The organism is Methylocaldum szegediense (assembly GCF_949769195.1).
In the GTDB taxonomy this organism is placed as follows: domain Bacteria; phylum Pseudomonadota; class Gammaproteobacteria; order Methylococcales; family Methylococcaceae; genus Methylocaldum; species Methylocaldum szegediense.
Window position 1 is genome coordinate 2,798,145 of record NZ_OX458333.1, and the last position, 12,500, is coordinate 2,810,644.

Annotated in this window: 14 protein-coding genes; 7 read left to right on the top strand and 7 right to left on the bottom strand. The window is 61.0% G+C overall.

Annotated elements, in window-relative coordinates; genetic code table 11:
- The first annotated feature begins 1 nt into the window (after nt 1).
- Genes QEN43_RS11890 through QEN43_RS11910 form a run of 5 tightly spaced genes read left to right on the top strand, consistent with a single transcriptional unit; the run spans nt 2 to nt 5,204 of the window.
- A complete protein-coding gene (locus tag QEN43_RS11890; protein ID WP_051331899.1) occupies nt 2-1,306 on the top strand; it encodes a DUF4350 domain-containing protein in 1,305 nt (434 codons plus the stop codon).
- Nucleotides 1,307-1,312: 6 nt separating this feature from the next.
- Entirely contained in the window at nt 1,313-2,296 is a 984-nt protein-coding gene (locus QEN43_RS11895) for an AAA family ATPase (protein ID WP_026611289.1), read from the top strand.
- Nucleotides 2,297-2,309: 13 nt separating this feature from the next.
- Nucleotides 2,310-3,620: a DUF58 domain-containing protein gene (locus tag QEN43_RS11900; RefSeq protein ID WP_036269140.1), complete on the top strand. Its 1,311-nt coding sequence runs from the start codon at nt 2,310-2,312 to the stop codon at nt 3,618-3,620.
- A gap of 24 nt (nt 3,621-3,644) precedes the next feature.
- The gene (locus QEN43_RS11905) at nt 3,645-4,442 is read left to right on the top strand and encodes a BPSS1780 family membrane protein (protein ID WP_317963263.1); all 798 of its coding nucleotides are present in this window, start codon (nt 3,645-3,647) and stop codon (nt 4,440-4,442) included.
- Nucleotides 4,443-4,448: 6 nt separating this feature from the next.
- Complete coding sequence (locus QEN43_RS11910; RefSeq protein WP_051331898.1) at nt 4,449-5,204, top strand: RDD family protein; 756 nt, start codon at nt 4,449-4,451, stop codon at nt 5,202-5,204.
- Nucleotides 5,205-5,406: 202 nt separating this feature from the next.
- Here QEN43_RS11910 and QEN43_RS11915 read toward each other — a convergent pair whose 3' ends face one another.
- Nucleotides 5,407-6,777 (bottom strand): alkaline phosphatase family protein, encoded by a 1,371-nt coding sequence (locus tag QEN43_RS11915; RefSeq protein ID WP_317963264.1) that lies wholly within the window; start codon nt 6,775-6,777, stop codon nt 5,407-5,409.
- Nucleotides 6,778-6,915: 138 nt separating this feature from the next.
- On the opposite strand from QEN43_RS11915, the gene QEN43_RS11920 reads away from it, so the two are divergent.
- Nucleotides 6,916-7,710 (top strand): hypothetical protein, encoded by a 795-nt coding sequence (locus QEN43_RS11920; RefSeq protein WP_317963265.1) that lies wholly within the window; start codon nt 6,916-6,918, stop codon nt 7,708-7,710.
- 57 nt (nt 7,711-7,767) lie between these two features.
- Here QEN43_RS11920 and QEN43_RS11925 read toward each other — a convergent pair whose 3' ends face one another.
- Entirely contained in the window at nt 7,768-8,304 is a 537-nt protein-coding gene (locus QEN43_RS11925) for a PepSY domain-containing protein (RefSeq protein ID WP_026611285.1), read from the bottom strand.
- Nucleotides 8,305-8,537: 233 nt separating this feature from the next.
- Here QEN43_RS11925 and QEN43_RS11930 point away from each other — a divergent pair, with 233 nt between their 5' ends.
- Nucleotides 8,538-8,774: a hypothetical protein gene (locus QEN43_RS11930; RefSeq protein ID WP_026611284.1), complete on the top strand. Its 237-nt coding sequence runs from the start codon at nt 8,538-8,540 to the stop codon at nt 8,772-8,774.
- 11 nt (nt 8,775-8,785) lie between these two features.
- Here QEN43_RS11930 and QEN43_RS11935 read toward each other — a convergent pair whose 3' ends face one another.
- The 5 genes from QEN43_RS11935 to QEN43_RS11955 are packed head-to-tail and all read right to left on the bottom strand — an operon-like array spanning nt 8,786 to nt 12,411.
- Nucleotides 8,786-9,598: an energy transducer TonB gene (locus QEN43_RS11935; RefSeq protein ID WP_026611283.1), complete on the bottom strand. Its 813-nt coding sequence runs from the start codon at nt 9,596-9,598 to the stop codon at nt 8,786-8,788.
- On the bottom strand, nt 9,595-10,029 hold the full coding sequence (locus tag QEN43_RS11940; RefSeq protein WP_051331896.1) for an ExbD/TolR family protein: 435 nt from the start codon (nt 10,027-10,029) through the stop codon (nt 9,595-9,597). Before QEN43_RS11940 ends, QEN43_RS11935 begins: the two co-directional genes overlap by 4 nt.
- Complete coding sequence (locus QEN43_RS11945; protein ID WP_026611281.1) at nt 10,026-10,547, bottom strand: MotA/TolQ/ExbB proton channel family protein; 522 nt, start codon at nt 10,545-10,547, stop codon at nt 10,026-10,028. Before QEN43_RS11945 ends, QEN43_RS11940 begins: the two co-directional genes overlap by 4 nt.
- Nucleotides 10,548-10,570: 23 nt before the next feature.
- Entirely contained in the window at nt 10,571-11,800 is a 1,230-nt protein-coding gene (locus QEN43_RS11950) for a MotA/TolQ/ExbB proton channel family protein (protein WP_317963266.1), read from the bottom strand.
- A complete protein-coding gene (locus QEN43_RS11955; protein ID WP_051331894.1) occupies nt 11,797-12,411 on the bottom strand; it encodes a DUF3450 domain-containing protein in 615 nt (204 codons plus the stop codon). Before QEN43_RS11955 ends, QEN43_RS11950 begins: the two co-directional genes overlap by 4 nt.
- Nucleotides 12,412-12,500 lie beyond the last annotated feature (89 nt).

Sequence of the window (12,500 nt, forward strand, 5' to 3'; positions counted from 1 at the left end):
CATGACTCGCAAGTTAATCTGGTCGTTGATAGGGGTAGTGGCGCTGATCGTCTTGGTCGGCACCTGGTTTATCTCGCATTTCGAGTACGTACCGGTCACGACCTGGCAAGAGCCGGGCAAGGAGGCACTGCGCGATCCCTATTTAGCTCTCGGCCGCCTCACGGAACGGCTCGGTCGCCCCTTGGTGCGGATCAGCAATGCCCTGGCGTTGGATCAGTTGACGCCTGGCGGCGTGCTGCTGCTGGATCGCAATCGCCGGATCCATGTCAATGCGCGCCGCGCCGAGGCCTTGTTCGAATGGGTGCGCCACGGCGGCTATTTGATCGTCGCGGCGGAATCTCGCTCGGTCGACGACCCCATTCTGGAACGTCTGGGAATCCAATGGTATCAACCTCCGAAACCGGAGCCCAAGCACGGCGCTGATGCCCGGGACCGGCGGCAGGGTTTGCGATCGGACGCCGGGTCACCGAAGCAGGAGCCGGGACAGAACACCGATGCCGGGAAAAACGGCGGGAAGGGGGGAAATGAACAAGAACCGCAGACACTCGAGCTTTCGGATTCGCGCTCGGGCACCGAGCCGGATGTAATCGAGGTACGCCTCCCGACTCTCGACAAGCCGCTGCGCCTTAAGCGGATTTCCCGCTGGAGCAACGCATCGCTGGTGCCGACCGACCCGGTGCCGGTCTGGAAAGCAGGCGTCGCCGAAACACGCAGCACCGTGCTGCACTACGATTATGGCGAGGGCCGGATTACCGTGTTCGACGATTTCGACTTCCTGTCGAACAGACAAATCGGCGAGCACGACCATGCGGAACTGATCTGGGCGCTGATAAAGCATTATCAGCCCCAGGGCGAAGTACGCCTGGCCACCCGGCTGGCCGTTCCCAGTCTTTGGGAATGGCTGGCCGAATCCGCGTCGACGGCGCTGATCAGCGGCGCGCTGCTGATCGCGGCCTGGCTTTTGGCCATCGTGCCGCGGTTCGGCGGAACGCTGCCGTCGCCTGATCCGGAGAGACGCAGCCTGGCCGAGCACCTGTCCGCCGTCGGCCGAGCCGTCTGGCGTCTCGGCAACGAGGGGCAGGTCCACTGGGAAACGGTGGTGCGACAAGACCTGCGGACGCAGATTCTTCAGCGACACCCGCACATCGCACGGATTCCCGCCTCCGAACAGGCGCGGATTCTCGCCGAGATGAGCGGGCTTCCCGAAACCCGTGTGGCAACGGTCCTGGGCCCACCGGACAAACCTTCGCCGCGACATTTCGTCGACTGCGTGCGCACGGTGCAAGAACTGGAACAACGAATGTGAGGATTTATGGCGGTAACCCGTTTACTCGATGAACAAGTGGACAAGGCGGGCGCGGTGCTCCGGGCGATTCGCACTGAGCTCGGCAAGGTCCTGATCGGCCAGAGAGGGATGATCGACGAGGTGTTGATCGGCTTGCTGTGCGGTGCGCACGTGCTGCTCGAGGGCGTGCCGGGCCTGGGCAAGACTCTGCTGGTGAAGGCGTTGGCCAAAACCTTTTCCGGCCAGTTCGCGCGAATTCAGTTCACGCCCGATCTCATGCCCTCCGACGTGGTCGGCCACACCTTCTTCGACATGGGCAGCAGCCAGTTCGTCACCCGTCAGGGACCGGTCTTCACCCACCTCCTTTTAGCCGACGAGATCAACCGCGCTCCGGCGAAGACCCAGGCGGCGCTGCTTGAAGTGATGCAGGAAGGCCAGGTGACCTTGGAAGGCCGTTCGATCGCCGTTCCTCAGCCGTTCATGGTGCTGGCCACCCAGAATCCGATCGAACAGGAAGGCACTTATCCGCTGCCCGAAGCACAATTGGACCGGTTTCTGCTCAAGATACGCATCGATTATCCCGATCTGGACGAAGAACTGGCTCTCACCCGTCGGGTGCTCGAACGCCGGTCCGGAAGCGATTTGGCCGTGGACGAAGTGGCGCCCCTGATCGGACCGGAGCAGGTCATGGCGTTGCAGCGGTTGGCTGCCCACGTGGTGGTGGACGACCGCGTGCTCCACTACGCGGTCTCAATCAGCCGAGCCACCCGCGAACATCCGCGCCTGTCTATAGGGGCGGGTCCACGCGGCAGCATCGCCTTGGTGCGCGCCGCCCGCGCCCGCGCGTTGCTGTCGGGGCGAAGTTACGCTTCGCCGGACGATGTCAAATCCGTGGCTCTGCCAGCATTGCGCCATCGCGTGGCGACCTCGCCCGAAGCCGACATCGAGGGAGCGAGCGCCGACGCGCTGCTCCGCGTGCTGCTCGATCAGGTGCCTTCGCCGCGACTCTGACCGGGTTTCGTACGTGCTCCTGCCCAACCGCTCTCTGCTCATAACGCTCCTCGGCTGGTTCGGTCTCGCCGTGGTCGCGACCGTGTGGCCGTCGTGGCTCGGCGTCTGGCAATTCAGTGGGGCCGCGCTGCTGAGCGCGGCGCTGGCGGATGCGTGGCTGGCCCTCAGCCGCCGCAACCCGGTTCGCGTCGAACGGGAAATCAAGACAGCCTGGCCCGTGGGGGTCACGCAAACCGTCCAACTCCGGCTGACCAGTTCCGAGCGAGACGCCGCCGGCTGGCTGTTCGACCGCCATCCAGAAGCGTTTTCCGCCGAAGGCTTACCTTTGTTTTTCAAACTGCCGCGCGGCCATTGGGTGAAACTCGGCTACAGCGCGCAGCCGCTCGAGCGCGGGCCGCATGCCTTCGGCCCTATAGAGCTACGCCTTCTTTCGCCGCTGCGGCTATGGCTGACCCAATACCGGGTCGGCGACGGCGGCACGGTGCACGTTTACCCCGATTTCGCAAAAATCACCCGATACGCGCTGTTCGCTACCGATAACCGCTTGTCCCAGATCGGCGTTCTACGCCGTCAGCGGCGCGGCGAGGGACTGGACTTCCACCAGCTGCGGGAATACTGCCGCGACGATGACCTGAGGCAAATCGACTGGAAAGCCACCGCCCGCGTGCGCAAGCCCCTTGCCCGCGAATACCAGGACGAGCGCGACCAGAACATCATGTTCCTGCTGGATTGCGGCCAGCGCATGCGCGCCAAGGACGATGCCCTCTCGCATTTCGACCATACGCTGAACGCGATGCTGTTGCTGTCTTACGTGGCTTTGCGCCAGGGCGACGGCGTCGGATTCTCGACCTTCGCCCGGGCCGAGCCTCGCTACGTAGCTCCACGCAAGTCGCTAGCCACCGTAGAACGCCTGCTCAATGCCGTGTACGACCTTCAGCCCTCGCTGCAGACGCCCGATTATCTGAACGCCAGCCAGGCCCTGTGCGAGCGTCTCAGCAAGCGTTCACTGATCGTGCTCCTCACCAATCTGCGCGACGAGGACGAAGCCACGTTGCCACCGGCGCTCGCGACCTTGCGGCGGCGGCATCTCGTGCTCCTCGCGAATCTGAGGGAAACAACCTTGGACGCGGTGCTCCGCGAGCCGGTGATTGATTTGGACGGTGCCTTGACTTATGCGGCGGCGGTGGATTACCGCCGCGGGCGGCGGCGGCAGTTGGCGGCCTTGCGCGCCCAAGGCGTCGTGGTACTGGATGTCGCTCCGGCGGAACTGCCGGTAGCGCTCGTCAACCGCTACTGGGACATGAAACGTAGCGGCGTTTTTTAAACAACCAAAATAGAGAGGTTCCTTATGGGCAATAATCCGTTCGCGAAAGATGCCCCCCATAATCCATTTCAGGCTCCGCGTTCGCGGGTAGCCGATCCCACTCCCTCACATTCAGGCGTGCTGCTCAAAACTCCGAAATCCAACGCTGCCGGGCACGGCTGGTCATGGTTAAGCGAAGGTTGGGGATTGTTCAAGGAGGCGCCGGGGACCTGGATCGGAATCATTGTCGTCATGTTCGTCCTCGCACTTATCATCAACCTGATTCCGCTCGTAAACCTGCTGTCCACCCCGCTGTTCACCGTGGTGACCGGCGGTCTGATGCTCGGATGCCGTTCCCTCGAACAAGGTCAGGAACTCACCTTCGGCCATTTGTTCGAAGGATTCAAGAACCATGCGGGCAAGTTGCTGGCGGTGGGCTTTTTGTATCTGCTCGCGAGCGTCGTGATCGGAATCGCGGTGTTCGTCGTAGTACTGGGAGGTTCGGGCGCGCTGGACTTGTTCACCGGAAGCCCGCCAGAAACCTTGAATCCCCTAGGCCTGATATTGGCCACTCTAGTCATGTTGGCCCTACTCATTCCGGCGATGATGGCGATATGGTTCGCGTCCCCTCTGATTGTGTTTCACGACCTGGGAGCGCTACAGGCGATGGGTCTCAGTTTTAGGGGATGTCTACGCAATCTAATGCCGTTCCTGATCTACGGCATCGCCGGCTTGGTTCTAACTATCCTGGCGATACTTCCCGTTGGCCTGGGTTGGTTGATCCTGGCACCCGTGCTCATCGGCTCCATATACAAGGGTTATCAAGACATTTTCGTTGCTTGACCCGGTATGTCCGCCATCGCCCCGCTCGACACCGTCCGTTCCGTCGCTACCCCCGAGGGCTGCGAACTGCGGCTGCGTGTCGCCGGGCCGGTGGTGCGGGCGCGCGCTTTCCTGATCGACGCCGTGATACGGTTTCTGATTTTCGTGGCTGCCGTCGTTGTCTTGCAGTATTTCGGCAACTTGGGCCAAGGTCTGGTCCTCCTAACTTATTTCGTTCTCGGCTGGCTTTACAACATCGCATTCGAGGCCCTGAATCACGGCGCAACGCCGGGGAAGCGCCTATGCCAACTGACCGTGTTGCACGATGACGGAACACCGGTCAGCTGGGATGCCGCCTTCATCCGAAACACGCTGCGCTTCGTCGACGCGATGCCGATCGGCTATGCGTTCGGGCTCATCGCCATGGGCTTCAACGCCGCCAGCAAGAGACTGGGCGACCTTTCGGCCGGCACCGTGGTGGTCTATCGGACGGATGCCGCGCCATCCGCCATCGTCGACGACTATGCCGAGGCGGAGCCCCCGCCTTTTTCCCCGACCCCGTCCGAACGACACGCACTCATCGAGTACCGGCGGCGTTCCGCCACACTGACTCCCGAGCGTGCCGAAGAACTAGCGGAACTGGCTTTACCCCTGACTGAGGGCCTTTCTCCCGAACAAGGGCGGTTGAAGCTGTTTCGCATCGCCAACTACTTGATGGGTCGTACGGTTTCGGTAAACCCTGGGGCGGACCAGGAGTCTACCCGGGCAGACCGTTCGCCCTGAGCTTCATCGAGAGGCCTGTCCTGAGCTCGGTCGAAAAGGCGCGATGCTGCCGCGTGAAAGTCTCCGGCGAGTCAGGAACAAGGCTGCCAGTCGGCCCGATCGCTGTGCAATCGGGTTCACCCGAAAGGTGAAATCGGCGGAAGGGACGACGCTCGGAATTCTCACGGCGTTCCTACTGCATCGAGGCAGCCAATGGCTGATTCTAAGATCCTAAATCCAGCGCATTCAACAAATCGTTGGCTTTAGCGTCCCGCTCACCCAGCGGTTTCAAACCGAAGCGGGTTTCGATGAATTTCAGGATGGAGGTGGTGTCGTAAACGGTATGATCGACATACCCACGCTTGGCGAACGGGGAGATGATGATCGCCGGCACGCGGCTACCCGGTCCCCAGCGGTCGCCAGGCGGCGGCGGGACGTGATCCCAGAATCCGCCGTATTCGTCGTAGGTGACGATGATCACGGTATTCCGCCACAGCCGGCTTCGTTCGAGCTTGCGGATCACCTCGACGGCTCGGGTTTCTCCCGCAATGAGGTCGGCGTAACCCGGATGTTCGCTATCGGCGCCGATGGGTTTATAGAAGGAAACCGCCGGCAATTTACCTTTTTCGATAGCCTTCAAGAAATCCGCTTCATCCTTGAGATGCTTCGCTCTTTCGCGAGTCCCTTCGGCATAACGGGCAAAATAGGCGAACGGCTGGTGATGGTACTGAAAAGTTTCGTCGGCGTGCCCCGCAATCGCGTCGTTCCAGCCGCCGGAATACCAGGCCCATGAAATATTTTCCCCCGACAGACGGTCGCCGATGGTCGGAAAGGTCTGCGGAGGCAGAAGCCGGCGCGGATCGGTAATCTTGGGGTCGTGGGGCACTTGCATCGTCTGGATGGTGTTGACCGCGTAGCCGTCGGGCGTATACACGCCATCCTTGATTAGCTCGCCTTTTTCGTTCAGGACCGCGGTCAATTCAGGGGGCGGATTGTCGTGGTGCGGCGTGCAGGCGCAGATCAGCCAGAAGTGATTCAGCAGCGATCCGCCGAATGCCGCCTGAAAGAAACGATCCGCCACGGTGTATTTTTTTGCGTATTCCCACAGCGGAAGCTTGCGCCCGTCGTAATAGCCCATGGTCAGACCGCCGGCATTCGATTCCGCTACGAAACGGTCCATGCGCCCACCATTGATCTGGGCCTGATGCTGGTAAAACCGGTGCACCGGATCGCCGATTTTCCGGTCGATCGGAACGTATTGGCTGATCTCGAACGGCCGGTTCGGAAGATCGGACGGAAAGCGCTCGTCGGGGACCGGGGGCTTTTTTACGGTGTTCATGATCCTGGGCAAGACGGTGTAGACCCGACCTTCGCGATCCGTCTGCCGCATCGTCTCCTCTGGCGCGTTCGCCAATCCGTCGGCTCCTGGGAATAGCCCGTAGAGATTGTCGAAGCTGTGGTTTTCCAGGTAAATCACGACGATATGGCGAATCCGCTCCAGCCCGGAATCCCGGCCGGATCGCGCCGAGACCACCAGAGGCGTGGACAGGATCATAACGATTAGGAGGATTGTCAGAGAGGACGTTTTTTTCATCACAGATCTTGTGAAAAACTTTAAAGACGCCGGCGCCATTCGAGTCGCAGTCGGCCATTGTAAGCGAACCAACGTTACCGTCGCGTGACAGCCTGACCATGAATTATTGCGTTCGAGTGCCGCCGTGAGCCAACAGCAATGATCACCGTAACCGACGAAGAACCCGTCCGTCCCGTCATCCTCATCGGGGCAAGCAATCTCGCCCGAGCCTTCCCCTTGATCGTCAACGGCCTGAGCGCGGGACTTCGAGAACCTCTGACGGTGCTGGCGACTTTCGGGCATGGCCGATCCTACGGGCTCCGGAGCCGTATGTTGGGACGAGCACTTCCCGGCATCGTTCAGTGCGGACTATGGCAGGCTCTCTCACAACAGAGTCCGAGCTATCTTGCACCGCTCGCGGCCGTAACCGATATCGGCAACGATCTGGTTTACGGCGTTACCGATCCGAAACTGCTCGCCTGGGTCGACACCTGCCTCGACCGGCTGGCCGAGCAAGGCAGCGAAATCGTTCTGATGTCGCTGCCGATGGCGAGCATCGAGCGGCTGCCGCGCTGGAAATTCGAATTGTTGCGCAGGGCTTTCTTTCCGGCGCACCGGATCGCGTGGCCGGTGCTGTACGAGCGGGCGCAGCGCGTCCACGAGGAATTGCGACGGCTCGCGACGGCATACCGCATCCCCTTGATCGAACCTGTGGCCGCTTGGTACGGCTTCGACCCGATTCATATACTGCGCCGCCGACAGCCGGAGGTTTGGCGGAAACTTTTCTCACAGTGGCAGGACTGGGACCGATCCGCCTCCATGGCCTATCCGCCCTTGAGCGAATCGCTGCGCCTGCGGGCGCTTCGTCCCGCAGAACGCGATCTGTTCGGACGCCGGCAAATCACCCCGCAACCGGTTTTGAAGCGGGATCGGCTCACTCTTTCCCTGTATTGAGCGCAAAAAAATGGGCTCTCTCGAGCCCGCTCAGGATAAGTCGGGTTGGATTAAACCTCACTCTTGACCAATCTGGTAAATCTCTTCTTCGTCGTCTTCGACGATTTTGCCGGTCGCAGCATCCACTTCCAGCTTGACTTCCCTGCCATCCGCGAGCTTGATATCGAATTCATAGGACGCATCGCCGTTGGACTCGATCTCGTATTCGGTCTCGACGATCTCGCCGGGATGCTTTTCGAGAGCGATCTTCTTGGCTTCCTCTTCGCTGATTTTCGCCTTGGCTTTGAACAGCGGATCGTTGGGGCTGTCGACCTCCTGCTCCTCCTCGGTGATGGCTCCCGTGTTGGCATCACATTCGTATTCCCAGCTCTTGCCGTCTGTGCCGGCAATCTCGAATTCGTAGATGGGCGTACCCCGCTCTGTCTTGAATTCGAGCTTGACGATCTTACCGTCTTTCTTGGCCAGTGCCGCTTCCATACATTTTTCCATGCTGACCTTGGTCGGCGGCATCTTCAATTTTTCAGCGAATACCGCGGTAGCTCCTAAGGATAAAAACAGTGCGGTGACTGTCGTTATTGTGATGGGCGTCTTCATCGTGTTGCCTCCGGTGGCTTTGGCGGGAAACAAGGCAATCCTTTTGAGAGTTTGATCCGGAGATCCGCATTTGTTCTCCAAATGGGATTCCAGATCTGCGTATAAGAGCCTTCTTTTTAATAATAACAAGCTGCCAACGAGCCGAATAGGAAATTTTCCTAGTCCATTCCCAAAGCCAGGTCGTGCATACTTCTAACCGACTCCACATAGGGACACGACGGATCGGTACGGCCATGGTGGCTTTGTGTGTTATCTCCGACCTGATCTCGATCCTGCTGGAGAATGTGGCTGTCGTGTTGCTGATGGGGCCGATCGCTCTGGCAACCGCCCGCAAGTGCGAGATCAGCCGGACTCCGCTGCTCACCGGCATTGCGGTCCGATTAAACCTTCAAACCAACGGAATTCCTTCTATCGGTCTGCTTTTCTCGATCGTCTCGCCACTGGCTTCAACGCTGTTCGCCTCGTCTTGAGCATCCATCCTTCAGCGCTCTTCCAGCCGGAATTTCATTGTTAGCGTGGCTCGCTGCGAAACGGCGCGGCCCTCTTTGAAGGCCGGCTGAAAGCGCCAGCGCCGGATTGCCTTAAGCGCAGCATCGTCGAACACCCGCTCCGGGCTGGCCGCCACGACTCTCGCCGCGCTGACCGTACCGGAAGGGCTGACCTCGACCTCGAGCCGCACCCAACCCTCGATTCTTTGCGCCCGCGCTCGCGGCGGATACTGCGGCAACACCCGCGAAATCACGACCAGACCGCCACCGCCCGTGCCGCCTTCGCCATTCGTACCGTTACCCCCTCCTCCGGGCTTCTTTTCCGGATTCCATTGCCCGGGGGGTGCCGTAAGGCGCGAGTCGGAGCCCGGCACAGGAGTGAGAGGCGCACCCGTACCCTGTTCCGGAATGTCCAGCCGAGGAGCCGGTGCGCCTGGCGCTGGAGCGGGCTCTTTCCGGGACTTGGAGGCGCCGTCGCGGCCAGCTCCGCGCGCCGGCTTCTTCGCGGAAGGCTTGGCGCCTCCGGATGATGACGGCCCAGGTTTCGTCGGCCGAGGCTCGGGTGCCAGTTCGTTCATCGGGGCAGGCGTGGATGGCGGAGCCGGTTTCGGTTCCTCGGTCTTGGGAATGATTCGGATGAAATCGACCGGTTGCGGATTGGGAGCCGATCTCAGCTCGGTCTCACGGTGGCTGATCAACGCGCCTATCAAAAATAGCAAGGCCAAATTGACGACCACAGCCGCGGCGAGAGCCCCGACAAGGACCCAGCCCGGTCGGCCGGGAAAAACGGCAAGGGATGTTTTCATGGGACATCCGGAGCCGAACTGGCCGCCACCGAGATGTTGACGAAACCGGCGAGGCGCAACTGATCCATCACTTTGACCAACAATCCCGTGCTGGTTTGGGCATCAGCCAGGATGATGGCGGCCTGGGCCGGATTGGCAAGGCCCAGTTGTTCGAGTCGGGCGCGCAGCAGGCGTATGTCGACGGATGCGTCGTTGAGCCAGATTTGTTCGTCAGCGGTGATGGTGATAATCACCGCCGCGTCCGTCTGGGGAACGGCCGTCGCGGCCTTGGGGCGCTGCACCGTCACCGTCGACTCGCGGATGAAGGACGTCGTCACCAGGAAAAAGATCAACAGGATGAACACCATGTCGATGAGCGGCGTCAGGTTGATCGCGTCGGAGCTGTCTTCGCCGTCGTCGAGGCGGCGCGTGAACAGGCCGCGTTTTCTCATGGCCGCAATAAACGCTCGGCATAGCGGCGCTCGAAGGTCCTGGCGCGCCGGTCGAGATTGTAAAAGACCCCGACACCGAAAAGTCCCATGACCAGACCGGCCAAGGTCGTGATCAGCGCCTGCGACACGCCGCGCGCGACGATGCGCGTTTCCGCGCTGCCGAATAGGCGGATCAAGTCGAAGGTTTCGATGATGCCGGTCACCGTGCCCAGAAGGCCCAACATCGGCAGGATGCCGGAGAGAGTCTTGATCAGCCGTAGATGACGTCGCAAGGCGATTTTCATCTCGGCCATCTCGATCGTAGCAGCCGGTGAATGCGGGGGCGGAGCGGGACGTTCAAGGAATCCGGGCAGACTACGAAGAAAAAACCAGTAGCGTTCCAAAACCAGGGTCCACAGCAGCAGGGAGACGGCCAACAAAGGCCACATCACCGGCCCGCCCAAATCCATCAAGTCCTCGATGTGCTGCTCGGACTCGTGCAAGAAACTCGAAAACGTGTCGAGAAGCCGTCCGCTCATGTTGTCTCCTCGCCGTGACCCAATTAGACCGAGCTCTGCGACCGGTTATCCTCGTCCGGAGGCGGGTCCAGTCGTTCGAGGCGAGCCGCGAGGGCAGCCGAGGCATGTGCCTCCAGCAAGGCTGACAGCGTCTGGCTTTTTCCGGTCAGTAGGCTGTGCAATAGCAGAATGGGGATGGCGGTAACCAACCCTTCCACGGTGGTAACCAAAGCTTCCGAAATCCCGCCCGACATCAGTTTCGGATCGCCGGAGCCGTGCAAGGCGATGGCCTGGAAAGTTTTGATCATGCCGGTTACCGTGCCAAGCAAGCCCAACATCGGCGCGATGGCGGCCGCCAGCTTCAGGAAAGGCAGGAGTCGCTCCAGTCGCGCCTGCTCGCCGCTCAACGCCTCTTCCACGGTCAGATACAAAACCTCGTCCTGGTTCGTCGTCGTCTGCTCGAGCCGTGCGAGCACCCGGCCCAAAGGGTTGTCGAGCCGAGGGCGCGGGGACCTGAGCTGGTTGCGGATGCGCTGCCCGATACGGGTCAGCTCGACAAAGCGGTAGCCGGCCAACGCGTAGGCAAAGGCTGCGAGCCCCAGGATCAGATAGCCGACGATGCCCCCCTGGGCGATACGTTCGCGCAGATTCGGAATCTGCACGATTAACTGTAGAGTTTGTCCCGACGAGGGGTCGATTGCGACCGGGGCCAGCGACTGCGCATCCGAACTCGCATACTCCCGAGCCATCTCCAGTAGATTCGGAGCCGGCTGTCGGGGCAGTTCGAGCAAACGGTCGACTTCGGGTGAGTAAACGAGATAACGTCCTTCGGAAAGAAAGGTGAATCCGCCGAGCCGAAGCACTTCTTTCTCGGACGCCTGCCCATTCGGCGCATAAACTTGTGCTTTAAAACTCGATACCGTGCCCAGGGCCTCCAGCTGGTTCTGCAGACTGGCGAACAACTGCGTCAGTTCGTCGGCGGTCGGGATGTGGTGGCTGTCGGCGAGCCGGGTGATTAGTTCCCGCTGGCTCGCGGCCTCACCCGCCAAAACCAGCTGCTGATAATAGGGTTTGAGATTCGCGGCACTCTCGCGGATGCTCAAGAACAGCTCCTCTTTAGCCGCGAGTTCCGTCGCCAAGCGGGCTTCCGCTGTCGACGGCGAGGCCGGCCCTTCGGATTGCGCCTGAGGTGCAGCCAGGACAGGCAGAAAAGCCGCGAACATCGCCCAAACGGACACGATCCGGAGGAAGCAGAGAAAGCGTAGGCGCTTCACGGCGACTTGGGCCCCGGTAGCGGCAGAACCATCAGTTGCGGCGGTTCAAGCTTGCGCGCCGCGCGCAGCCCGCGGACGATCGCCTCATTCTCCTCGCCGGACAACCGCTGCCAGCGCCGCTGATCGTTGCGCCAGATCCCCGATTCGTGGCCGTCCAGGGTCTGATAATAGAGCGCCAGGCGGCCGACGCTGAGGAAATCCACCAGACGTTCGTCGTTGCCGATCCGAAGCACAGCCCGGTAAGCCTCAACGCTCCTGGCGTAATCGAGCTCGACCCGGTAGGCTTCCAACACGCGCCGATATTTTTCCGCCATATCCGCGGCAGGATCGCCGACCAGCTTTTCCAGTCGCTCGATTCGGCCGCGGCGCTCGTCGAGCAGAAAAGGGGGGCCATTGTCGATGCCTCGCTTCAGCGCGGAAACGGCATCGGACAGGATATCGTTCAATCGCTGGTCGAGCTCGGAAAGCTTCTGAAGCTTCGTTTCCGCAGTGTCCGGCTCGGACGGCCCCGGCCCGTCAGCGGGTCGAGGCGGCTGAGCCGGCGTGAGGGACGAAGCGAAGGCCAGCAGGCAAGCGGTTATCGCGGGCAGTACGTGGCGACGAAGGATCACCTTGGACGAACCGATTCCAGGTATTAGTCGTCGCAGAATATCACAGGCGTTTCAAAGCCCAACAACGGGAAAATTTCCCAAGCAGAGGA